General features: G+C 65.4%; 17 protein-coding genes, 1 tRNA gene and 4 pseudogenes. 11 read left to right on the forward strand and 11 right to left on the reverse strand.

Annotated features, from left to right (window positions below):
- The first annotated feature begins 29 nt into the window (after positions 1-29).
- The gene (locus YO9_RS17500; RefSeq protein WP_016996943.1) at positions 30-206 is read left to right on the forward strand and encodes an SPOR domain-containing protein; all 177 of its coding nucleotides are present in this window, start codon (positions 30-32) and stop codon (positions 204-206) included.
- 73 nt (positions 207-279) lie between these two features.
- On the opposite strand, the gene panB is transcribed toward YO9_RS17500, so the two are convergent.
- Positions 280-1,134, reverse strand: coding sequence for a 3-methyl-2-oxobutanoate hydroxymethyltransferase (gene panB, locus YO9_RS0107685; protein WP_016996944.1), 855 nt, complete (start codon positions 1,132-1,134; stop codon positions 280-282).
- Between the two features lie 166 nt (positions 1,135-1,300).
- Here panB and YO9_RS0107690 point away from each other — a divergent pair.
- Positions 1,301-2,641 (forward strand): annotated as a pseudogene (locus YO9_RS0107690) (glutamine synthetase family protein).
- Positions 2,642-2,652: 11 nt separating this feature from the next.
- Positions 2,653-5,721: pseudogene (locus YO9_RS0107695) on the forward strand (bifunctional [glutamine synthetase] adenylyltransferase/[glutamine synthetase]-adenylyl-L-tyrosine phosphorylase).
- A gap of 159 nt (positions 5,722-5,880) precedes the next feature.
- Here the strand turns inward: YO9_RS0107695 and YO9_RS0107700 are convergent.
- Positions 5,881-5,956: transfer RNA gene (locus tag YO9_RS0107700), tRNA-Arg, on the reverse strand.
- 298 nt (positions 5,957-6,254) lie between these two features.
- Between YO9_RS0107700 and YO9_RS0107710 the strand changes: the two genes are divergently transcribed.
- Entirely contained in the window at positions 6,255-6,773 is a 519-nt protein-coding gene (locus YO9_RS0107710; RefSeq protein ID WP_016996949.1) for a single-stranded DNA-binding protein, read from the forward strand.
- A 239-nt stretch (positions 6,774-7,012) separates the two neighbouring features.
- Positions 7,013-8,695 (forward strand): energy-dependent translational throttle protein EttA, encoded by a 1,683-nt coding sequence (gene ettA / locus YO9_RS0107720; RefSeq protein ID WP_016996951.1) that lies wholly within the window; start codon positions 7,013-7,015, stop codon positions 8,693-8,695.
- Between the two features lie 81 nt (positions 8,696-8,776).
- On the opposite strand, the gene YO9_RS0107725 is transcribed toward ettA, so the two are convergent.
- From YO9_RS0107725 to YO9_RS0107755, 8 genes and pseudogenes are all read right to left on the reverse strand, one after another.
- Entirely contained in the window at positions 8,777-9,322 is a 546-nt protein-coding gene (locus YO9_RS0107725) for a GNAT family N-acetyltransferase (protein ID WP_016996952.1), read from the reverse strand.
- A complete protein-coding gene (locus YO9_RS0107730) occupies positions 9,292-10,764 on the reverse strand; it encodes a penicillin acylase family protein (protein ID WP_262925618.1) in 1,473 nt (490 codons plus the stop codon). The genes YO9_RS0107725 and YO9_RS0107730 overlap by 31 nt, the downstream gene beginning before the upstream one ends.
- 2 nt (positions 10,765-10,766) lie before the next feature.
- A complete protein-coding gene (locus tag YO9_RS19825) occupies positions 10,767-11,156 on the reverse strand; it encodes a penicillin acylase family protein (protein WP_031272877.1) in 390 nt (129 codons plus the stop codon).
- Positions 11,157-11,203: 47 nt separating this feature from the next.
- Positions 11,204-11,542 (reverse strand): annotated as a pseudogene (locus tag YO9_RS19830) (penicillin acylase family protein); the annotation flags it as partial.
- Positions 11,539-13,362, reverse strand: coding sequence for an IucA/IucC family protein (locus tag YO9_RS0107740; RefSeq protein WP_016996954.1), 1,824 nt, complete (start codon positions 13,360-13,362; stop codon positions 11,539-11,541). The pseudogene YO9_RS19830 and the gene YO9_RS0107740, both read right to left, overlap by 4 nt.
- 36 nt (positions 13,363-13,398) lie before the next feature.
- Entirely contained in the window at positions 13,399-14,184 is a 786-nt protein-coding gene (locus YO9_RS0107745; protein WP_223286273.1) for a GNAT family N-acetyltransferase, read from the reverse strand.
- Positions 14,185-14,406: 222 nt separating this feature from the next.
- Positions 14,407-15,401, reverse strand: a pseudogene (locus YO9_RS0107750) (lysine N(6)-hydroxylase/L-ornithine N(5)-oxygenase family protein); the annotation flags it as partial.
- Complete coding sequence (locus tag YO9_RS0107755) at positions 15,398-16,867, reverse strand: pyridoxal phosphate-dependent decarboxylase family protein (RefSeq protein WP_016996956.1); 1,470 nt, start codon at positions 16,865-16,867, stop codon at positions 15,398-15,400. The pseudogene YO9_RS0107750 and the gene YO9_RS0107755, both read right to left, overlap by 4 nt.
- Positions 16,868-16,997: 130 nt before the next feature.
- Here YO9_RS0107755 and YO9_RS0107760 point away from each other — a divergent pair, with 130 nt between their 5' ends.
- From YO9_RS0107760 to YO9_RS17510, 3 genes are read left to right on the forward strand one after another with little or no spacing between them, the layout of a single operon-like run.
- Complete coding sequence (locus YO9_RS0107760; RefSeq protein ID WP_016996957.1) at positions 16,998-17,783, forward strand: siderophore-interacting protein; 786 nt, start codon at positions 16,998-17,000, stop codon at positions 17,781-17,783.
- Complete coding sequence (locus tag YO9_RS17505) at positions 17,780-18,337, forward strand: MFS transporter (protein WP_223286271.1); 558 nt, start codon at positions 17,780-17,782, stop codon at positions 18,335-18,337. The genes YO9_RS0107760 and YO9_RS17505 overlap by 4 nt, the downstream gene beginning before the upstream one ends.
- On the forward strand, positions 18,318-19,004 hold the full coding sequence (locus YO9_RS17510) for an MFS transporter (RefSeq protein ID WP_223286272.1): 687 nt from the start codon (positions 18,318-18,320) through the stop codon (positions 19,002-19,004). The genes YO9_RS17505 and YO9_RS17510 overlap by 20 nt, the downstream gene beginning before the upstream one ends.
- A 97-nt stretch (positions 19,005-19,101) precedes the next feature.
- On the opposite strand, the gene YO9_RS0107770 is transcribed toward YO9_RS17510, so the two are convergent.
- Entirely contained in the window at positions 19,102-19,998 is an 897-nt protein-coding gene (locus YO9_RS0107770; RefSeq protein WP_031272879.1) for an acyl-CoA thioesterase, read from the reverse strand.
- 43 nt (positions 19,999-20,041) lie between these two features.
- On the opposite strand from YO9_RS0107770, the gene YO9_RS0107775 reads away from it, so the two are divergent.
- The 3 genes from YO9_RS0107775 (at position 20,042) to YO9_RS17520 (ending at position 21,217) form a co-directional block, all read left to right on the forward strand.
- A complete protein-coding gene (locus YO9_RS0107775; RefSeq protein WP_016996959.1) occupies positions 20,042-20,509 on the forward strand; it encodes an acyl-CoA thioesterase in 468 nt (155 codons plus the stop codon).
- Complete coding sequence (locus tag YO9_RS17515; RefSeq protein ID WP_016996960.1) at positions 20,506-20,667, forward strand: DUF8010 domain-containing protein; 162 nt, start codon at positions 20,506-20,508, stop codon at positions 20,665-20,667. Before YO9_RS0107775 ends, YO9_RS17515 begins: the two co-directional genes overlap by 4 nt.
- A 247-nt stretch (positions 20,668-20,914) precedes the next feature.
- A complete protein-coding gene (locus tag YO9_RS17520) occupies positions 20,915-21,217 on the forward strand; it encodes a DUF8185 domain-containing protein (protein WP_016996961.1) in 303 nt (100 codons plus the stop codon).
- Positions 21,218-21,277 lie beyond the last annotated feature (60 nt).

Raw genomic sequence — 21,277 nt, forward strand, 5'->3', positions numbered from 1 at the left:
GCGGAGCGCCGTGAGAGTGAGGCAATGACATGGCTGAGTACTGGTACAACCTGTACACCAAGCAGGTCGAGGAGGGCCCCAAGGACGACTATCGTCAGCTCCTGGGCCCGTACGCCACCCGTGAAGAGGCATCGCGTGCGCTGAAGACCGCGGCCGAGAACACCAAGCGCTGGGACGATGAGGACGCCGCCTACAAGGGCGAGTGACCCCACCCCACGCATAGCAATGGCCCGAACAGTCCCGTCCGGGCCATTGCTATGTCTTGTCCAGGTTCGGTTGTCAGCCGCGGAAGCTGTGTTCTTCGGCCGGGAACCGCCCGGATTTCACCTCGGACACGTAGCTGCCCACGGCGTCCCCAATGGTTTCGGACAGCTGCGCGTACTGCTTGACGAATCGCGGCATGCGACCGGTCCGCAGTCCCAACATGTCCTGCCACACGAGCACCTGACCGGTCGTGACGTTGCCCGCCCCGATGCCCACCGTGGGGATCGAGAGGATCTCCTCGACCTCCTGGGCGGCGTCTGCGGAAACCATTTCGAGAACCACTGCGAAAGCCCCGGCGGCCTGGACGGCCTGGGCGTCGGCAATGAGTTTGGCGGCGGCGTCGCCCTTGCCCTGGACCCTGTAGCCGCCCAGCGCGTGCTCCGACTGCGGCGTGAACCCCACGTGCCCCATCACGGGAATGCCCGCGCGCACCACGGCGGCCACGTGGTCGGCCAGTTCCTCACCGGCCTCGAGCTTCACGGCGTGCGCGCCGGTTTCTTTCATGATGCGCACCGAGGAGCGCACGGCCTGTTCGGGGGATTCCTCGTAGCTGCCGAACGGCAGGTCCACGACCACCAGCGCGCGCTTGGCCGCGCGAGCCACCGCCGCGGCCAGGGGAATCATGTGATCGAGCGTGACCGGGATGGTGGTTTCGAAGCCCAACACGTTGTTGCCGGCGGAGTCACCCACGAGCAGAACGTCCACGCCGGCGCCGTCGAAAATGCTGGCCGTCAAAGAGTCGTAACTGGTGAGCATCGCAAATTTCTCGCCCTGCGCCTTGGCTCGCTGCAAATGCACCGTGCGCACGCGGGTCACCTCGCTCAGCGAGGGGGTCTTGGCGGCCTGATCTGACTGGGGCGTAGCGGTCATTGGTCCAGGGTACCGCCGACGACGCCGCACGCGCCGGGAGCCCGGGCGTCGCGTCTGCGTGTGGGTACCTGCCGTTAGAGTTGGGGTAGCGGCTCACCTGTGACGGAGACGTCATGGGGTCGCGAGTACATCCGCAACACGGACGAGACACACGAGGTGGCCCCACATGGATCGGCAGCAAGAATTCGTTTTGCGAACCATTGAGGATCGTGACGTGCGATTCGTGCGTCTGTGGTTCACGGACGTCGTGGGTACGCTCAAGTCCGTTGCTCTGGCACCTGCTGAGGTCGAATCCGCCTTTGACGAGGGGCTCGGGTTTGATGGTTCGTCCATCGAAGGGCTCTCCCGTGTCTACGAATCGGACATGCTGCTGCAGCCGGACCCCTCCACGTTCCAGTTGCTGCCGTGGCGCGGCGACGATGAGCCAACCTCCCGCATGTTCTGCGATCTCAAGACGCCGGATGGCGAGCCCTCGGCCTCAGATCCGCGCGGTGTGCTGCGCAGGGTCCTGAACAAGGCCGCGGACATGGGCTTCACGTGTTACACCGCGCCCGAGATCGAGTTCTACCTGTTGCGCTCCTCGGAACTGGACCCCAAGACCGGTGAGCCCACTCCCGTGGATTACGAGGCTACTTCGATCACGTCCCGGGCGGCGTAGTGCAGGACTTCCGCCGTACCGCTGTGAGCATGCTCGAGGCCGTGGGTATCTCGGTGGAGTTCTCCCACCACGAGGCCGGCCCGGGCCAGAACGAGATCGACCTCCGTTACGCGGACGCGCTGCAGACCGCTGACAACATCATGACGTTCCGCACGATCGTCAAAGAAGTTGCCCTGTCGCAGGGAATCTACGCGACCTTCATGCCCAAGCCGTTCTCCCGGCAGCCGGCTCCGGAATGCACACGCACTTCTCCCTGTTCGAGGGTGATACCAACGCGTTCTACGAGGCGGGGTCGGAATTCCGGTTGTCCAAGACCGGCCGCCACTTCATCGCGGGCCTGTTGCGCCACGCGCCGGAGTTCACGTCCGTTACCAACCAGTTCGTGAACTCCTACAAGCGGTTGTGGGCCGGTGACGAGGCGCCCTCCTACATGTCTTGGGGGCACAACAACCGTTCGGCCTTGGTTCGCGTGCCGCTGTACAAGCCGGACAAGGTGCAGTCCTCGCGCATCGAATACCGCGGTATCGACTCGGCCACCAACCGTACCTCTCCTATGCAGCGTTGCTGGGGGCCGGGCTCAAGGGCATCGAGAACGAATACGAGCTGCCGCCGGTCGAGATGGACGACGTCTTCGCGATGTCTAGTGCCGAGCGCCGCGCCGTGGGGCACCAGCCGCTACCCACCAGCCTGCACGAGGCCATCCGCCAGACCGAGGAATCGGAGTTCATGGCGGAGCTGCTGGGCGAGCAGGTCTTCGATTCCTTCCTGAGGAACAAGCGCCGAGACTGGGACAACTACCGGGTGGAAGTCAGCCCCTACGAGCTGCGCACCAACCTGGGAATCCTGTAGGCGTGGGGGCCATGGGGGCAACGGAAGGTACTGCCAAGGAACGCGCGGAAAAGATCTCGGCCAAGCGTCTGATCTCCATCGGGTTCGCGGACGTCACCAACGCCAGACGGTGGCTGGGATTCCGAGAACTCGACGATGTCGATCTGGAGAAGATGCTCAACGGGCTGGCCCATTCGGCCTCCCCGGACGCCGCCCTGCAATTGATTGTCCGCTTGATCGAGCAGCACCCGGAGATCGCTAAGCGGGTCAATGGTGACGAGCGGAAGTCCGAAACCATGTTCCGCTTATTGGGCGCTTCGGAAGCGCTCGGTGAGTTCTTGCTGCGGGCCCCTGAGAATCTGGACCTGTTGGACATCGAACCCCAAGACCAACCCGGTCACGACAACGCGGATGTCTTCCGGGACGCCTGCTGGAGTCGATCGGGGCGGATCCCGAGTCCGAGATCCCCACGGCCACCGTCACTGGTGCGGATGCCTACAAGGCACTCCGTGTCGCCTATCGGCGAGGCATCACCAAGGTGGCTATTCGCGACGTCGGCGCCCTGGACCCGGTGGAGTACATGCCGTCGGTGGGCCGCCAACTCGCCGATTTGGCCGGTGCCGCCATCGAGGCGGGATTGGCCGTGGCTCGCGCGGAGGCCAACGAGAAGTGGGATCAGGCGTTGGTCGATCAGGTGCGTCTGGCCGTGATCGGGATGGGTAAGTGTGGCGCCCGCGAGCTGAACTATATTTCCGACGTGGACGTGGTGTACGTCGTCGACATCAAGGCCGCAGACCACGGCGAAGTGCCGGACGAACAACTCGCCACGGAGATCGCTACGAACCTGGCCTCCGGTATGGCGCACGCGATCATGACCTCCGGACCGGAGCCCGCTCTGTGGGAAGTGGATGCCAACCTGCGTCCCGAGGGCAAGGACGGCCCGCTCGTGCGCACGCTGGATTCGCACGTGCAGTACTACAAGCGCTGGGCCAAGTCGTGGGAATTCCAGGCCCTGCTCAAGCACGCGCGATTGCCGGTGACAGCGAGCTGGGGGAGCGCTACGAGGATGCCATTGCCCCGTTCGTGTGGTCTTCGGCCGAGCGCGAGGGGTTCGTGGAATCCGTCCAGGCCATGCGACGTCGGGTTACGGACAACATTCCCGAAGCGGATCGGGACCGTCAGATCAAGCTGGGCCCGGGTGGCCTGCGCGATGTCGAATTCACGGTGCAGCTGCTGCAGCTCGTGCACGGGCGCAGTGACGAGACGGTGCGCACCAAGGCGACCACGGACTCGCTCGTGGCGCTGGCGGCGGGTGGGTACACCTCCCGCAGTGACGGTGAAGAATTCCACCGCAACTATCGGTGGTTGCGCTTGCTCGAGCACCGCATCCAGCTGTTCCGCATGCGACGAACCCACCTCATGCCGCGGGATGAACGGGAGCTGTCCGTGGTGGCGCGCTCCGTGGATGGGGCGGGGGAGAACCGCCACCCCACGGGCAAGGCGCTGACCGAGAACTGGACCAAGGTCAAACGATCCGTGCGCACCATGCACGAGCGGATTTTCTACCGCCCGATGCTGGCCGCATTGGCCAATGCGCCCACGGATACGACACTGACGACCGAATCGGCACTCGATCGTTTGGCAGCCCTGGGTTATCAGGACACCAAGGCAGCCATGCGCCACATCGAGGCGCTCTCACGCGGCGTGAGCCGACGGGCGGAAATCCTTCGCACCTTATTGCCGGTCTTGCTCGACTGGATCGCCCAGGGTGTGGATCCGGATGCCGGTTTGCTCAACTTCCGCAAGATTTCCGAGGCCATGGGCAACACCCCGTGGTTTCTGCGCTTGCTGCGCGACTCGAACGCGGCGGCCGAGCGACTGTGCCAGATCCTGTCCAGCTCCCGGTACGTTTCGGACCTGCTGGAAACTTCGCCGCAGGCGATTGCCTGGCTGGGTGACGACCCGCAGCTCCGTCCACGCAACCTGGACGAACTCGTCAAGGAAATGCGCACGCAGCTGCAGCGTCATACCGAACCGGAGGAGGCCATTCGGGCGATCCGACAGATCCGTCGCCGCGAACAGCTCCGGATTGCGCTCGCGGACACCAGCGGCTTGGCTTCGGTCGAATCGGTCGTGACCGGGCTGTCCAACGTGGATCAGGCCACCGTGATGGGTGCTTTGTACATCGCCCAGCGGGAGTTCTGCGAGGGCGATGACAAGGATGCCCTGGCGGATGTCATGGTCGTGGCCATGGGTCGCCAAGGTGGCCGGGAAATCGGTTACGGGTCTGACGCGGACGTCATGTACGCGTTCGAACCTCGAGAGGGAGTCGAGTCCAGTGACGCTCGCTCCCAGGCCGAGAAGATTTTCTCGCGCATGGTGCAGTTGCTCAAGATGCCGTGCAAGCCGCCCATCATTGCCGAGCGCACGCTGGAGATCGACAACGATCTGCGGCCGGAAGGCAAGCAGGGGCCCATGGCGCGTTCGGTGGAATCCTTCGCACAGTATTACGACCGGTGGGGTCAGACCTGGGAGTTCCAGGCGCTCACGCGGGCTCGTTATCTGGCAGGCAATGAGGACGTCGCCACGGCGCTCGTTCGCGTGTTCGACCGGTTCCGGTACCCGGCGGATTTCACCGACCGGCAGCTCATCGACGTGCGCCGCATGAAAGCCCGCGTGGAGAGCGAACGTATGCCGCGCGGTGCCGATCCCAATCGTCAGCTGAAGCTCGGTCGTGGTGGGCTCTCGGATGTGGAGTGGCTCGTGCAATTGCTGCAGTTGCAGCACGGTCACAAGGTCGAGGGGCTGCGCACCACATCGACCTGGCTGCGCTGGAAGCTGCGGTCGAGGCGGATCTGTTGGCGCCCCAGGATGCTCAGGTGCTCAAGAGCGCGTGGACACTCGCGACGGCCATCCGAAACGGAAACGTGTTGCGCTCTGGTCGGTCTTCGGACTCCGTGCCTTCGCGCCGCGTGGACCTGGAGGCAGTGGCCCGGTGGATCGGGTACGAACCCGGTTCCGCCTCACAGCTGGAAGAGGATTACCTGCGGATCACCCGTCAGTCGCGCACCGTGTTCGAGCGGGTGTTCTACGGGCACTAGGTGCTAGGTCATCAGTAGGCGGTGAGCTGGCACGAACGCCCGGGTCAGGTGCACGCCGGGCGTCGTTAGGGCCATGTGCAACACCTGAGGGGCCGGCGGAACCCTTTTCCCTCGCGGGAAGGGTTCCACCGGCCCCTCAGATGTATTTGCAGGATTTTTTGGTGCCCCGAGAGGGAATCGAACCCCCGACCAAGAGATTAGAAGGCTCCTGCTCTATCCACTGAGCTACCGAGGCAGGCCGCGTGAAGCGCCAATCCAGTGTAGCAACGGTTGAGCAGGTGCCTCACGTCTGAGGGCGGCGCGGACCATGTCGGGGTGTGACCGGGAACTGGCCCGGCGTCTCGGCCTCGGCGCGGTCACTGCACAGACGCTGGCCAAGAGCTCCACCGCCTCGCTCATCCACATCTGACGGGTTTGCTGGGTCGGGGGTCCGTCGCGAGAGGCACGGTTGAGGCACCCCTGAATTTCGGGGCACCGGTTCCGTCCTCGCCGTTTCACGAACCGCGGGGATGGCTCACACGAAGGAGCATCCCATGCCCGAGCACATCACCCTCCGAGGATTCGTCGGCAAAGATCCCGAATCGCACCTGTTCGACGACGGCACCGTTGCCGCACGCTTCCGACTCGCCACCACCACGCGTCGTTTCGACGCGGACAAGAACACCTGGGTGGATATCAGCACCAATTGGTATTCCGTACGGTGCTTCCGCGGATTGGCGATGCACGTGATGACCAGCGTGCGCTGCGGGCAGCCGGTCATCGTGACCGGAAAACTGCAGATTCAGGAGTGGATGTCGGACAACGGCCCGCGCACCACGGTCCAGGTTGATGCCACGGCCATCGGCCATGACCTCAACTTCGGCACGGCCAACTTCTCCCGGACGGGCGGGCAGGGTCAGCGTCCGCTCAACGCGCCGAGTGGCAGCGAGGATTCCGCAGAGCCAGCCGAAAGCGGGAACAAGATCGGCGGCCTGCAGGACCACGAGCGACTGGACGAGCACGGTCACGGGAGATCATCGCATCTGATCCCGATGACACGTTCACTCCCTTGAGCGACCTGACCCACGGAATGGACGTGGCCGAGCACGCCGATGAGGACTGCGAGTCCGAGGAACGCACCCCGGTGGGGGTGGGCAGCGACTGAGAACCTATCGATCACAACGTCCCACCGTGCGTTACCGGGGCCCATGTGTGACCCCGGTAACGCAACGGAGCGGCGTCGTCGGCGGAACTGAGCGCTGGGAGCTGAACGTGGCTGGAAGAGGCGCGCGGGCGCGGTAGCCTGGAGGGTATGGCGGAATTCATTTACACCATGTCCAAAGCCCGCAAGAAGGTGGGCGACAAAGTCATTCTGGACGATGTCACCATGTCGTTCTATCCCGGCGCCAAGATCGGCGTTGTGGGTCCTAACGGTGCTGGTAAATCGACCATCCTGAAAATCATGGCTGGTATCGACCAGCCCTCCAACGGTGAGGCGCGGCTGAGCCCCGGCTACTCCGTGGGCATCCTGCTGCAGGAACCGCCGCTGAACGAAGAGAAGACCGTTCTGGGCAACGTCGAAGAAGGCGTTGGCGAGATCAAGGGCAAGCTCGATCGTTTCAACGAGATCTCCGCCGAAATGGCTGAGCCCGATGCAGACTTCGATGCGCTCATGGAAGAAATGGGCAAGCTGCAGGAAGAGATCGACGCAGCGAACGCGTGGGATCTCGACTCCCAGCTCGAGCAGGCCATGGACGCGCTGCGTTGCCCGCCGCCCGAGACGGACGTCAAGGTTCTCTCCGGTGGTGAGCGTCGTCGTGTCGCGCTGTGCAAGTTGCTGCTTCAGAAGCCGGACCTGCTGCTCCTCGATGAGCCCACTAACCACCTGGACGCAGAGTCCGTGCTGTGGCTCGAGCAGCACCTGGCCGCGTATCACGGCGCCGTTCTGGCCGTGACTCACGACCGGTACTTCCTCGATCACGTGGCCGAGTGGATCTGTGAGGTCGACCGCGGTCGCCTGTACCCCTACGAGGGCAACTACTCCACCTACCTGGACACCAAGGCCAAGCGCATGGAGGTTCAGGGCAAGAAGGACGCCAAGCAGGCCAAGCGCCTCAAGGACGAACTCGAGTGGGTGCGCTCCAACGCCAAGGGCCGTCAGGCCAAGTCCAAGGCCCGTCTGGCGCGCTACGAGGAAATGGCCTCGGAAGCCGAGAAGACCCGCAAGTTGGACTTCGAAGAGATTCAGATCCCGCCGGGACCCCGCTTGGGCAACCTGGTCATCGAAGCCGACAAGCTGCAGAAGGGCTTCGGCGATCGCTCGCTCATCAAGGACCTGTCCTTCTCGCTGCCCCGTAACGGCATCGTGGGCGTGATCGGTCCCAACGGTGTGGGTAAGTCCACGCTGTTCAAGACCATCGTGGGCCTCGAACCGCTCGACGGCGGTGAGCTCAAGGTGGGCGACTCGGTCCAGATTTCCTACGTGGACCAGAACCGCGAGAACCTCGACCCGGAGAAGACTCTGTGGGAGGTCGTCTCGGACGGCCTGGACTACATCAACGTGGGCAAGGTCGAAATGCCGTCCCGCGCGTACGTCTCCGCGTTCGGCTTCAAGGGCCCGGATCAGCAGAAGAAGGCCGGTGTGCTCTCCGGTGGTGAGCGTAACCGCCTCAACCTGGCGCTGACCCTCAAGCAGGGTGGCAACCTGTTGCTGCTGGATGAGCCCACCAACGACCTGGACGTGGAAACCCTCGGTTCGCTCGAAAACGCGTTGCTGGAATTCCCCGGCTGCGCCGTGGTGGTCTCTCACGATCGTTGGTTCCTGGACCGCGTGGCCACCCACATCCTCGCCTGGGAAGGTACCGAGGAGAACCCGGACAACTGGTACTGGTTCGAGGGCAACTTCGAATCCTACGAGGAGAACAAGATGGAGCGTCTCGGCCCGGAGGCCGCACGTCCCCGTCGCCTCACCCACCGTCGCCTTACCCGCGACTAAGGGCGAGCAACAGTTCGACGACGCCGCCCCGGCACTTCGCACGAAAGGTGCCGGGGCGGCGTCGTCATTCTTGCGGGTGTTCTAGGGCAGCGTGAAGAACGCGAGCCGCCCGGTCTTGTGGGGAAGGTCGATGACCGGGCCGAGGGTGAATCCGGTGGCCTGCAGTCGCGCGAGCGCGAGGTCGTTGGACGCATCGGGTTCCGCCACGATCCGGCGCGTGCGGCCCTGCATGATGATTTCGCATTGGATCAGTGCGCTGATCGCGTCGGTCATTCCGGGGACCCGGTTCCGGACCGGCGCCAGGAGCACGTGAATTCCCAGATCTCCCGGCTCCACCGTGTAGAACGCACCGGTGATGTCAGCGTGCGGTTCGTACGTCTGGAACAGTCCGAGCGGTCGTTGGTTGAGTTCGATGAGCCACGCGTGGTGCGTGGTCGTGGTGGAAAGGAACGCGTAGAGGTCGCGGACCTGCTCGAACGTGAGATCGTTCATGCCCCAGAACCGGGCACGTTCCTCATGGACCCATGAGTAGATCAATTCGCAGTCTCGGGCGGCATCCACCGGGCGCAGCGAGAGGTGACCGCTCACCACGTCGTTCACATCCTGGGCGGAACCGACCACGGGCACGAAGGCCGCCCCACCGCCGCGAGACCGTCCGACACCTTCCGAGGCCCAGGCGCATCGGTCGGCTCGAGTCCGCCGGCGGGAACCCAGGGGAGGGCGTGGTCCATCTCGCCCGCGGCCCAGCGAAGTACCGGCGCGGCCCCGAGTGAACCGCGATCCACGGGGTCCGGTGTGATCCACCACGACGCCGCCGGGTCGGCCAGATCCCACAACACCCTGGCCGCCGGGACACGGGCACACGCCGGACCCCAGCCGGGGATGGTTCCCGCGGACAGTAGACAATCGGTATCTCCACCGACCGGAACAGCAGTGAAGGGTGGAAGGTCCGGGTGGGCACGGTGGGGTGCGAAGGCGTGCAAAAGACCCCAACTCGGCTGGTTCTCAACCGAGCGACTACCGGCGGTGTCCATTGCTTCGGTGTGTTCGGCCGCCACACTGTCCAAGGTCCTGACGGCCGCACCCTGCGGATCCAGCCCAACGCTTGGACCGCGCACCACGATGCTCTCCAGCGCCAGTCCCACCCGAGCCACCGGGTCGAGGAACGGTTGCCACAGGGCGGGCAGTCGGCTGGAGGCAAGCAGCGGTGTGAGGACCTCCGAGGCGGCCAGTTCCCGGGCGAAGGTATCACGCCACCGAGCAAACAGCGCCGCGACCTCGGAATCGGCGGACATGTCTCCGTCCCAGGCCAATAACCAGTCGCGGAGAGTCTTCGCGACAGGTCCCCGGTCTCCCAAAAGCTGCGCCAACAGCCCCGGCCAAGTGCTCAGGTGGGTGTCCACTTGCGCGGCCAGCAGATCCTCGTGGCTCACGACGCCACGCTCCGCAATGGCTTGCTCGAGCAGCTGGGTTGCCCGTCGCGCTCGGTGCGGGGGAGCGCAGCCGAGCCTCGCCGCGGACTCGTGCTCATCGGCCGGCCGCTGATTGGCCCTGACCATGACGTGGTCGAGATGCTCGCCACGAGAGCGACGAGAGCCACGTGCATGAGTGGCCCCGGAGGGCTCCAGGGATCCAACGGAACCAAAGGCACCCACAGGCGCGGCGGCGTCGTCGTACGGCGCAGGCAGGTAGCTGCCCGCGACCGTGTGTAGGCACGCGCCGGTGCGGTCGGCGGCGATCACATCGTTGACGGGGACCACCCAGCCCTGCCACGCGGCCGCAACGTCCGCGACGGATATCGCGCTCAATAGCTCCCGACATGCAGAAACGGCTCGTTCGGGTACGCACGGTGGAGCGGGCCGGGCCACGAGAACCCGGGCGGACTCGCCATCGGGCAGTTCGAGGAGGCGTTGTTCGGCGTCGTCGTCCCCGGGGAGCACAAACCCGTCCGAACACCGGCGCACCCAGCGCGTCTGGGGACCGCAATGCGCCGACCTCAGATCGACGGCGCGCTCATCCAAAGGCTCGCCGGTATCCACCGCGACGAGCCCGCCGGCACGGCGTTGCACCGTCACCTCACACAGGTTTCGGTGGTGGTCATGGCCGCGGTGATCGCCCAGGCAGCGGACTCGGTGCGTCCGAAATGCGGCACACCGGGCAGTCCCACGAGCGCCAAGCCGCGGACCCGCAGACCGGGAGCCGAGAAACACACGCTGGTACGTCCGGATTCCTCGACCACGCGGTGGGGATCCGCGGCGATCAACGGCGCTCCTGACACCGAGAGGTCCGCGGGCACGAGCCAGGCATTGGAACCGGAACCGCGTGGAGTTTCCGCATCGAGCACGGCCACCCACTCGTCACCCAGCGTGGTTCGTACCCGGTGCCGCCATACCTGCTCCGGCAGTGAACCGGACAGCAGATGCGCATCAAGGTGCACGGCCAGGGCGTCCACGGCTGCCACGGTCGCGGTTCCAGATCGGCCAGCCCGAGTTCGAGCGCTTCCGGGCACTCGGCCCATGCGGATCCGATTGAGCCGTTGACCCCGTCCGCGTAGGCCGCGAGAAATTGCTGGTCCTCCGTGCCAGCGGCCTTCCACCACCGCAGTGCCGTGAGCTCGACCTCCATGGCCAGGGACAGGTGATCGGCGTCCACCTGATCGGGGCCCAACAGTTCCGCCGATCGCCCTTCCGCCCGACGCCGCAGCACTTCCAGCTGCCACGGCCGATCCACCGCCGTGACCGCTCCGTGGCCCGTGGCCAAGCTCATGAGGTCCGAACCTTGGACGTGGGGCACACCGGCCGGGTCGCGGAACACCCGCCACCCGGCTCCTGACAGTTCTGGTGTCATGGGGTGCCACCCACTCGGGCCGTGCGGTAGCGCGCCAAGGGGTTCTCCAAACGACCCGCGAGGGTCAATGACCCGGCCGGATCCGTGAGGTCCACCATGTGCTGCGGATTGCGTAACTGCAACCGGTTGAGGCACGAATGCACAAAGCTGTCTCGGAACAAATCCAGCTCACGCCAGTGGCCGGGAAAACGATCGCGGTGCTCATCCAGGACCTCCGCGGCCAGTGACCAGAACTCGGCTTCGGGCAGCAGCCCGTGGCCGTCCAGGAGCACGGCCAGGTGACGCAACACGCCGTCGACTACGTCCGTATGAATAGACAACTCGCGCGTCTCGGGCGGAACCACCGTGCGAATCCGCTCAAGCTCCTCGGGCACCGGGCGGTCACTGAGCACGGCGAGTTCCTCGCCCAGGTCCTTCCAGAACGCTCCGACCGGGAATCCGTTGCGTAGCCGCAGAATAACGTTCTCGCCGTGGGGCATGAGTGCTATGTCGTGGGCCAGCAGCAGGTGCGAGACCGGCACAAGGTACACGTTCAGGAGGGCTCGAACCCAGTCGTGAGCGGAGGCCCCCGAACGTTCGACCCAGGCCCCGATCAACGTGCCACCGAACGGATCGGTGTGCAGCACCCCGGCCAGGCTGGCCGCGTGTTCGTCGATGCGCAGCAGCGAAATTGGCGATTCCCGCCACAGCGCCGCGAGTTGTTTCGTGTGATCGGAGGAAACACCGGACCGGTGATGTGCGTCCCCGGTCCACCCGACCGACGATCGTTCTCGCAGCACCCGGATCCCGGATTCCACCAGAAACGAGTCCGAGGTCACGGTCTCGTGCAGCCAGTCGCTGATCGCGGGCATGGTGCGCATGTACGCAGGGGAGAGCCCCCTCAGAAACCCCATGCTGTGTACGCCCAGCGCGGTCTTGGCGTAGTCCCGCGAGGGGTCGTCCACGTCCAGGAACGTGCGCAACGATTGCTGGGCCCGCCAGCCGTGCGCGCTCGGACCGACCAGGATCAGGTCGTGCCGCAATACGTCGGGAAGCATTCCCGGCAGGATGCGATGTTCCCACTGCCACGGGTGCACGGGGATCGGCGTGTACTCACGGGGATTTTCACCCGCGGCGCGCACCGCGCGGTCGACCTGTTCCCGTTCGGTCGGCAGCAGGTGCAGATCGAGGTGTTCACGCTCGGTCAGTTCGCTCGACAGAGACACGGTGCACAAGGATTTACGAGCCGCGAGCCACACGAGCCGCGTGGGGTTTGCAGCCTCTGGGGACCACGCCTCCTGTTCGTTCGCGCCCATGCCCACGCGCCCGGAACTGGCGACGAAACCTGGGTGTCCCCGGTCCAGGTACCGCTCCACCTCCGCCAGCGGGCTATGCGCCAGTTCCCACGACGACGGCGCTCGGCCGGCCCGTCGGCGGGCCATCGTGAGCATCGTGGCCGAGAGATCCTCCAGGTACAGCGGAAGAACGGCGTCCGCGATACCCAGCGTGCTGCGCAGGTCCAGGATGGCCTGCTGCGGGTCCTGGTTCTCACCGGCGGGCAGCCGCCGAATCGATTCCGGTTCAACCTCCCAGTGGTTCAGGGGATGTTGAGTTGCCCTGAACCACCACCGGATGCGCCCACTGTCATCGCTGACAGACCAGCCGTCGCCATCGGGTTGGGGGTTGAGCATGCGTTCGTGGGTGAATTCGGAGAACAATTTGGCCAGCACGGCTCGGTGCAGAGCATCCGTTGCCGCGGCGGTGAGTTCCGGTGGGGCCGTGGGTGTGACCCATGGATCGACAGGTGACGTAATGCTGTCGGTTGTGTGATCGAAAGTCATGAGAATCCTTGGTGTGTCGAGGTCAGTACGACGGGTTCAGATCGATGAGTCAAGGACGGCGGGCCGCTGCTCGGCGGGTTCCCATCGCGTGGTGTTCGCTCCGCCGACGTCGCGCCAAGAGTTTTGGGACGCAAGCGGCCGTTCCAGCACGGACAGACACGCTGTCTTGTCCGGGAGGACCACGTCCGCCAGCTCCCGGAATCCCGCTTTACGGTTGACCGCTCGCACCGCGTGGTTGTGTACATCGGGTTCCACGAGCACTCGCTGAACCGCCGGGTCCGCCCACAGCAGGTCCAGGGCGGCGGCCATGACCGCGCCGGTCGTGCCACTCACCGGTTCGGAGGTGGGTGCCAGGAACAGGTGCAGTCCGGCGTCCCCGTCGCGCACGGGGAACACCTCAGCCAACGGACTGCATGCCGGGTCGTAGGTTTCTACGAGCGCCAACGGGTGACCATTTTCGTGGACCAACCACGCTGTTTCCGAGGGGTCTTCGGCCATGCGGCGATACTCGGTGGCCACGGCTTGCTGCGATGCGCCCACCAGGTGCCACGCGGCCGCGCGCGGCTGGCTCAACCAGTCATGCAGCACCGGAAGGTCACGGTTGACGGCCACATGCCGGAACTCGAAGCGCCGTCCCTGGCACTCAGTCGTGAACCGAATATCGTCACCCTTGCCGACGGCACCGGGCGCCCCGTCCAGACACGGCACGGGTCGCGCTTGGGGGAGCCTCCCGAAGCTCTGGAAGGTGGTGCGCTCCTCGGTCCGGTACTGCTCCGAGCCCACGATGCGATTGAGGATGTGGGCGTTGCGCAGCGGCCCCATTCCCAGGTCGGGAGCGGTGAGAGCGTGAGTGTGTTCACCGTGGTTGAGCACGTGCACGGTACCGTCCGCGCTGGCGCGGTGGTAGCGGTCCGGCGAAATACGACCTGCAGAATCCAGGAACAGCTGGTCCCGCGCCTCGTCCAACCACGGCAGTGGGGACGGGGCGTACCCGGTGCCGGCCACCACGGCGTCCGTGATCGTCTCCCGCTCGTGGCCGTTCTCGGTGTTCCGCCAGGACAGCAGCACTCTGCCATCGTGGGATTGTGACCGGGTCAGTTCCGTGGCGGCGAGCAACCGAACCGGAGCGTGCGAACCGGAGTTGCGGCGCACGTACAACGCCTCGTGCAACTCACTGATGGTCTCGTCGGAAATGCCCGGTGCAGTTGTGGTTGGCAGGCATTGACACGATCGCGTGTCTGCTCCGGCAGGGCGCGGAAATGATCCAGGTACTCGGGCGAGGTGAGTTCCAAGCTCAGCTTGGAGTACTCCATGGGGAAGAAACGCGGAGACCGAGTGATCCAGTCGACCGCGGGTCCGTCCTCGGTGTTGAGAAGGTCCAGCACGACCTCCGCCGCCGACTGACCCGAACCCACGACGGTCACGTGTTCTCGGAGGCCAGGCGCTCGCGATGGGTCAGGTACTCGCCGGCGTGCACGGCGGCCCGGCCGGCGCCGTCGAGCTGGGAAGCACCGTGCACTGGTTCCGGTGCCGATCACCAGGTGACGAGTCCACCACGTGGTGGACCCGTCCGGCCCAACAGAAGTCACTCGCCACGGGTCCCCGGTGGCAGATCGGGTGGCGGCCACGACGTTCTGGCCCCAGTGCAGTCCGCGCACGTTATGGGTGGCCCAGCGGCAGTAGTCGTTGTACTCGCGGCGCAATGGGTAGAAGGATTCGCGCACGTAGAACGGGTAGAGTTTGCCCGTCTCCTTGAGCCAGGCCAAGAACGAGAACCGCGAAGTGGGGTCCGCCATGGTGACCAGGTCGGCAAGGAACGGAACCTGCAGGGTCGCTCGGTCGAAGAGCAGACCGGGGTGCCAGTTGAACTCCGGTGCCCGGTCCAGGAACGCGATCGACAGGTTGTCGAGTGGGTCCGCGAGACACGCGAGACCCAGGCCGAACGGCCCGATGCCCACGCACAGCAGATCGAGCGGTTCGTCTTCCGCTCCGTGAGTCGTCGTAGTCGGTGTGGCGGGAGGACAATGCTGCGAAGTCATACCGCGGCCTCCCGGTAGGTGGCGGAGGGTGCGGGCAGGGATTGGCCGGCGCGGTGGATGAGTGTCATGACGCTCATGACGTCCGCGTGGGTGGCCTCAGGATTGAGCAGCGTGATCTTCAGGCACGGGCGGTCCTCGATCACGGTTTCGGCGATAGTGGCGTGGCCCGATTCCCACACCCGACGCCTGATCGCCCGGACCAGGTCATCCGGCGGGGTGCCGTCCGATGGGAGCCAGCGGAACAACACGGTGCTCAATGAAGGACGGCACACGAGTTCGAAGCGCGGGTCTTGTTCCAAGGTGTCCGCGACCTGCTGGGCCAATTCGATGACCTGATCGAGCATGTCCCCGATCACCTCCGCACCCAGGGTGCGCAGGGTGAGCCAGATCTTGAGCGCGTCGAAGCGGCGCGTGGTCTGCAGCGAACGGTCCACCTGATTGGGTTCGGGGGTGTCCGCGGGGTTGAGATAGGCCGCGTGGTGGGTACAGTGCCGCAGCGTACGGCCCTCCCGAACCATCACCACCGAGCAGCTCACCGGTTGGAACCACGTCTTGTGGAAGTCGATGGTCACCGAATCCGCGTGCTGGATGCCCGCAAGCTTTCCGCGATGACGGGTACTGGCGAGCAACCCTCCGCCGTAGGCCCCGTCCACGTGCAACCACACCTTGTGGGTGCGGCACAGCGCGGCAATCTCCTCGAGCGGATCCACCACACCGCGGTCCGTCGTACCGGCCGTGGCGACCACGGCCAGCGCAGTGAGACCTTGCTGTTCGAGACCGTCAACCAACTCGTTCAGCGCGGCAACGCACATGCGTCCGTCCGCGTCGACGGGAACGGTGACCACGGCGTCGTCGTCGAGACCCAGGATGCGCGCGGCCGTGACCACCGAGAAGTGACTCTCGGCGCTCGCCAGGATCCGCAGCCGGGCCGCGCGGACGGGGCGGGGAGCCGCTCCGGGAATCCGCCCGCTCGCCTCCAGCGATTCGTCCCGGGCCAGCATGAGCGCCTGCAAATTGGACGTGGTGCCGCCAGGGGTGAACATTCCGTCCGCGCCGCGGGGGAATCCGATCTGCTCTGCGGTCCACGCCAGAATTTTTCGTTCGATCAACGTTGCTCCCTTGGACTGGTCCCACGTATCCATCGAGGTGTTGACGGTTGCGGCCAGTGCGTCGGCAGCTACGGCCGGAAGGGCCACGGGACAGTTCAGGTGGGCGATGGTTTGGGGGTGGTGGAACCACACGGCGTGCCGCAACCACAACCGGTCGATCTCGTCGATGGCGGAATCCAAATCGCGCAGGTGTTCGTTGAGGTCAACCCGGTCGAACATGCTGCGCAGCTGGTCATGGTCGGCCGGACTGTGGGGGATGTCGGCTGCGGCCAACCGGGCGGCACCGGCGGCGGTGGCCGTGGTGACGGCCCGCATGAGGTGAGGGACGGTTGAGCCATTCAGCAACGGTGAGCTCATGAAAGTGCGTCTTCCCGTAGGGGTCAAAAACATGAATTAGGGCATACGACTATGCTCTAATACCGAGTAGGTGAGGCTAACCTAACATTGCTTGTGTGATCCGTCGAACACGAACTAAAGGAGTCCACGAATGCCCGAATGGGAGCATTTGGTGATTCGAGCCCTGGGCTCAACGGAGACGGAACTGACCGTCCTGCGCCGCCGTCACGTCAGTCGCACCTACGTCCGGATCCAGGTGGCCGACGGTGGCTTACTCACCCGTTGGCCACCGTTTCCCACCATGTGGCTGCGGTTGTGGTTCGACGACAACGGCCGCTCGCACCAACGGGCCTTCACGGTCGTGGACCCGGAACCGGCGGAGGGTAAATTCTGGCTCGAATTCGCGCTGCACGAGGGTGTGGCCTCGGACTGGGCCCGCACGTGCGTGGCCGGTGACACCATCGGCGCGTCCTTGCTCGGCAGTGCGCCACCGTGGGAACTGAAGAAGCGCGCTCGACGTCGCGCGGCGCCGTCGTCCACCGCGGATGCTCCGGCCATGACGCTGGACGCACCGTGGCCGGGACGCACGATCATCGTGGGTGACCCCGCGAGCCTGCCGGCGGTCAATTCCATGCTCGAACGCCTGGGCGACCAATCGGCCGAGGTGTGGCTCGAACACCTGGATCCCAGGGATCACGAGCTGCCCGTCACCAGCGGCCCACAGCACCGGGTGCGCTGGGTGCACCGGGACGACAACGGTCCCGGAATTGCGGAAGTTCTCTCCGAACACTGGGAGCAGGAGCCTCCCACGGAACGGGACCGCGTGTGGATCGCGGTCGAGGCGGCCGCGAACCGCCAGCTGACGTCGACTCTGCGAACCCGCTTCGAGCTCCCCAAGAACAATGTTTGCGCTACCGCCTATTGGAGGCACGCATGAGCACCGCTCAGTTGGGTGACCGCACGGCACCCGCTTCGACCGCACACCGGAGTTTTTGGATCCTGCTGTGGGCCCTGTACACGACCCAGTTCATCGGGGCGTCGTTCCTGTCCACCGGATTGACGGGCATCCTGCGCGACGGGGGAGCGGACCTCTCGACGCTCGGCTTGTTACAACTGCTCGGACTGGTTTGGCCCCTCAAATTCCTCTGGGCTCCGCTGCTGGACCGCTGGTCACCGCGCGCGGCGTCCGGTCACTACCGCACGTGGTTACTGATCCTGCAGTCGCTCATGGTGTTGAGTCTGCTGGGGCTCGCCCTGGTCACCGATCCGGTGCAGGGCCTGGGCACCGTGGTGATTCTGGCCGGTGCCTTCGTGCTGTTCTCCGCCACCCAGGACATTGCCGCGGACGCGCTGTCCGTGCGGGGGCTGGATTCGGTCCAGCACGACAAGGGTGCGGGCATTCAAGTTGCCGCCAGTTATCTGGGAACCTTGTGGGCGGCGGCCTTGCGCTGCTCGTGTACGACCTGTGGGGATGGCGCGCGGCAGTCCTGACCCTCGTATTCTTCACCGCGCTGCCCTGGCCACGGTGGCGCGCTATGTGGAGCCGCCGCGCGCACCGAGGTCCAGCTCGCGGATCACGTTCAAGGACATGTTCGGTGTCCTGTCCCAGCCGGGTGCGCGCACCTGGGCTCTCGTGGCCGTTCCCCTGATCGCCCTGGGGTCCGGCGCACTGTGGTCCCTGGTCACTCCAGCCCTCGTGGATGCGGGCTGGTCGCTGACCCGAATCGGTGTGGTCACCTCCGTGGTGGCCTCGGTGCCCGCGCTGGCCGCGGCCCTTGCGGGAGGGGGCATGTGCCGCCGCTGGGGTAGGGCCACAACCATGCTCCTGGGTGCGGGTATCCAGCTCATCGGCGGACTCAGTTTCATCCCGGTCATCACTACACTGTGGCCCGTGAGCGGTGGGTTGGAACTGGCCTTCGGCGTACTGGGAACCTCGTGCGTTCTGGCCGGCTACACGATCATGAACACGGGTATCTATGCGGTCAATCTCGGCCTGGCGCGCACCGAGAATCCCGGCGGTGACTTCACGTTGCTGACCTCCATCAGCATGCTCGGTGGCACCGTGGGCGCGTGGGCTGGGCTCACCATCGCGGCCTACAGCAACTACGGGGTCGCCTCGCGGTCGGTCTGGCCTGCGCCGGCCTGGGGATCGCGGTGAGTCGCCGCGGCGTGCGGCTCGCACGCTGAGCACACAATCCCTGCCCGGCACCAACGACGACGGCGCCCGCTCACGCGAGCGAGCGCCGTCGTCGTTGCTACTCCGAGTGGAACTCGGGAAGGCGCATCATGCCTTCCTGGGCGGTCGTGGCGATCAACATGCCGTCCTGGGTGAACATGCGGCCCACGCCCAAACCGCGAGCCGAGGACGCGCTCGGGGAGGCCTGGACGTAGAGGATCCATTCGTCCGCGCGGGCGTCACGGTGCCACCACATCGCGTGGTCCAGAGACGCCACGTTGAGGCCGGGTTCGACCCAGGATTTGCCGTGACGGCGCAGCACGGGTTCGAGCATCGTGTAGTCCGAGGCGTAGGCCAGCGCCGCGCGATGGATATTGGGATCGTCGGGCAAGGGCGCGAGAGCCTTGATCCACACCGCGTTGTACGCCTCGTTGGTGCCGCGCCACGGCAAGAACAGCGGCTCGGTCACGTAACGCATGTCGAAGGGCCGCTCGAACGCGGTGGCCCGAGCCTCCGGCAGATCAATGCTGCCCAGCAGGTCGCGCAGCGTGGGAAGCGTCTCGGGATCCGGCACGTCCTGCGGTATCTCGTCCTGATGGTCCAGGCCGCCGGCCCGGGCCTGGAACGAGGCGATCATCGACAGGATCGTCTTACCGTCCTGATACGCGTGGATTCGTCGGGCGGAGAACGAACGCCCGTCGCGAACCCGCTCCACGCCAAAGGTGATCGGGAAGTTCACGTCCCCGGGACGCAAGAAGTACGCGTGCATCGAGTGGATGGCGCGGTCCTCGGGAACCGTGCGGATCGCGGCCATCGAAGCCTGGGCCAGAACTTGCCCGCCGTAGACCCGGTTGCGCATGCTGGTGATCGTCTGACCGACGAAAATATCTTCGAGGGTTCTGGCCCCTCCACCGTCCGCCAGGTCCAACATCTGGAGCAGGGCTTTCACGGGTTCCTTCTGGGGATCAACACTCATGACCACCACTCTAGTGCGGCGGTGGATGTGATCTGATGGGGACATGACTTCCGTAACCATCCCCATTCAAATGCGTTTCTCGGACATGGACGCCTACGGTCACATCAACAACGTGATCATGGTGCGCTTCTTCGAGGACGCCCGCGTGCGTCTGACCTCTTCACCCATCAAGGCGGACGCGGACCACGGCATCCCGGAAGACACCACGTTCCGCGAGTCCATCGGTGACACGCGCACCGTGGTGGTGCACCAGAACATCGACTACAAGGAACAGCTGTTCTACCGTCACGAGCCCGTGTACGTGCGCACGTGGATCTCTCGGGTGGGCGGATCTTCCTTTACGATTTCTTACCGCTTGCAAGAAGAGGACGGCTCAACTGTTTACGCGGAGGGTGAATCCGTGATGGTCTTGATGGACCCGGAGACGGGCAAGAGCCAAAAGCTGTCGGACGATCACAAGGCTCTCTTGGACGCGCTGGCAGACGAAGTCAAGGAGCTCGACGAACGATGACATCTCCTGGGGGCGCACAAACCCCCGGTATTTCACTGGCAGGTCCCGCCGAAGCATCAGACCTGGCCACCCTGCTGAGCCGCGCCCGCAGCCTCGACGCGAACGCTGCCGTGCGACTGCAGGGCTTCGGCCATGCCCTGGCCACGTGGTTCCGGTGATTTACCCGACCAACATTCTGGACCCCTCACCCGTGGTTCTTGGGCTGCGGGCGGTGTCCCTGGCGCATCCCACGGACCTTGATCTCACGGTCCCGGCATCGGCCATTCTCGACCGCCTGGCCCGGTTCTCGCGGTCCGATCCCGCGTTGCAGAGCGAACCCGTGCACATCAGCGCGCCGCCGCAAGAGGTTGCTGCGCCGTGGGCGGGCATGGTTGCCCGCGCGGAGGGTGGTCCAAACGCGGCGTCGTGTCCGCCCACCACGTGCGTGACGTCGCCCGCGCCGGTATCCAAAAAGTCGCCGACGCCGTTCCCACCGATTCCGGGGCCGCACTCGTGTCCAAGGTGCGCTCGGAAATCTGGGGCGCGAGCTCCGGGTGGGGTCCCATGGACGTCCCCGACATCCCGGACGGCGCAGCCTTCGGCCTGGACGTGCTCGGCTTCATCCCGCCCTCCGAGTTCGAGGTGGCCGTGGCCGCCGAAGAAACCGGGCAGTGGCTCAGGCTCTCCACGGAGGCCGGTCACGTGGTGGTCAAGAACGGCCAGCGCTAGATTTTTCTCGGACCACAGAAGCAGGGCGGGTGCACGTGCACCGCCCTGCTTCTGTGGTCC

It is taken from the genome of Kocuria atrinae C3-8 (genome assembly GCF_000286355.1).
In the GTDB taxonomy this organism is placed as follows: domain Bacteria; phylum Actinomycetota; class Actinomycetes; order Actinomycetales; family Micrococcaceae; genus Kocuria; species Kocuria atrinae_A.

What these genes read in the sequence shown, in the direction of transcription:
- YO9_RS17500 (WP_016996943.1), top strand. Translation starts at nt 30, where the DNA reads ATGGCTGAGTACTGGTACAACCTGTACACCAAGCAGGTCGAGGAGGGC.
- panB (WP_016996944.1), bottom strand. Translation starts at nt 1,134, where the DNA reads ATGACCGCTACGCCCCAGTCAGATCAGGCCGCCAAGACCCCCTCGCTG.
- YO9_RS0107710 (WP_016996949.1), top strand. Translation starts at nt 6,255, where the DNA reads ATGCCCGAGCACATCACCCTCCGAGGATTCGTCGGCAAAGATCCCGAA.
- ettA (WP_016996951.1), top strand. Translation starts at nt 7,013, where the DNA reads ATGGCGGAATTCATTTACACCATGTCCAAAGCCCGCAAGAAGGTGGGC.
- YO9_RS0107740 (WP_016996954.1), bottom strand. Translation starts at nt 13,362, where the DNA reads ATGACTTTCGATCACACAACCGACAGCATTACGTCACCTGTCGATCCA.
- YO9_RS0107745 (WP_223286273.1), bottom strand. Translation starts at nt 14,184, where the DNA reads ATGGGGCCGCTGCGCAACGCCCACATCCTCAATCGCATCGTGGGCTCG.
- YO9_RS0107755 (WP_016996956.1), bottom strand. Translation starts at nt 16,867, where the DNA reads ATGAGCTCACCGTTGCTGAATGGCTCAACCGTCCCTCACCTCATGCGG.
- YO9_RS0107760 (WP_016996957.1), top strand. Translation starts at nt 16,998, where the DNA reads ATGCCCGAATGGGAGCATTTGGTGATTCGAGCCCTGGGCTCAACGGAG.
- YO9_RS17505 (WP_223286271.1), top strand. Translation starts at nt 17,780, where the DNA reads ATGAGCACCGCTCAGTTGGGTGACCGCACGGCACCCGCTTCGACCGCA.
- YO9_RS17510 (WP_223286272.1), top strand. Translation starts at nt 18,318, where the DNA reads ATGGCGCGCGGCAGTCCTGACCCTCGTATTCTTCACCGCGCTGCCCTG.
- YO9_RS0107770 (WP_031272879.1), bottom strand. Translation starts at nt 19,998, where the DNA reads ATGAGTGTTGATCCCCAGAAGGAACCCGTGAAAGCCCTGCTCCAGATG.
- YO9_RS0107775 (WP_016996959.1), top strand. Translation starts at nt 20,042, where the DNA reads ATGACTTCCGTAACCATCCCCATTCAAATGCGTTTCTCGGACATGGAC.
- YO9_RS17515 (WP_016996960.1), top strand. Translation starts at nt 20,506, where the DNA reads ATGACATCTCCTGGGGGCGCACAAACCCCCGGTATTTCACTGGCAGGT.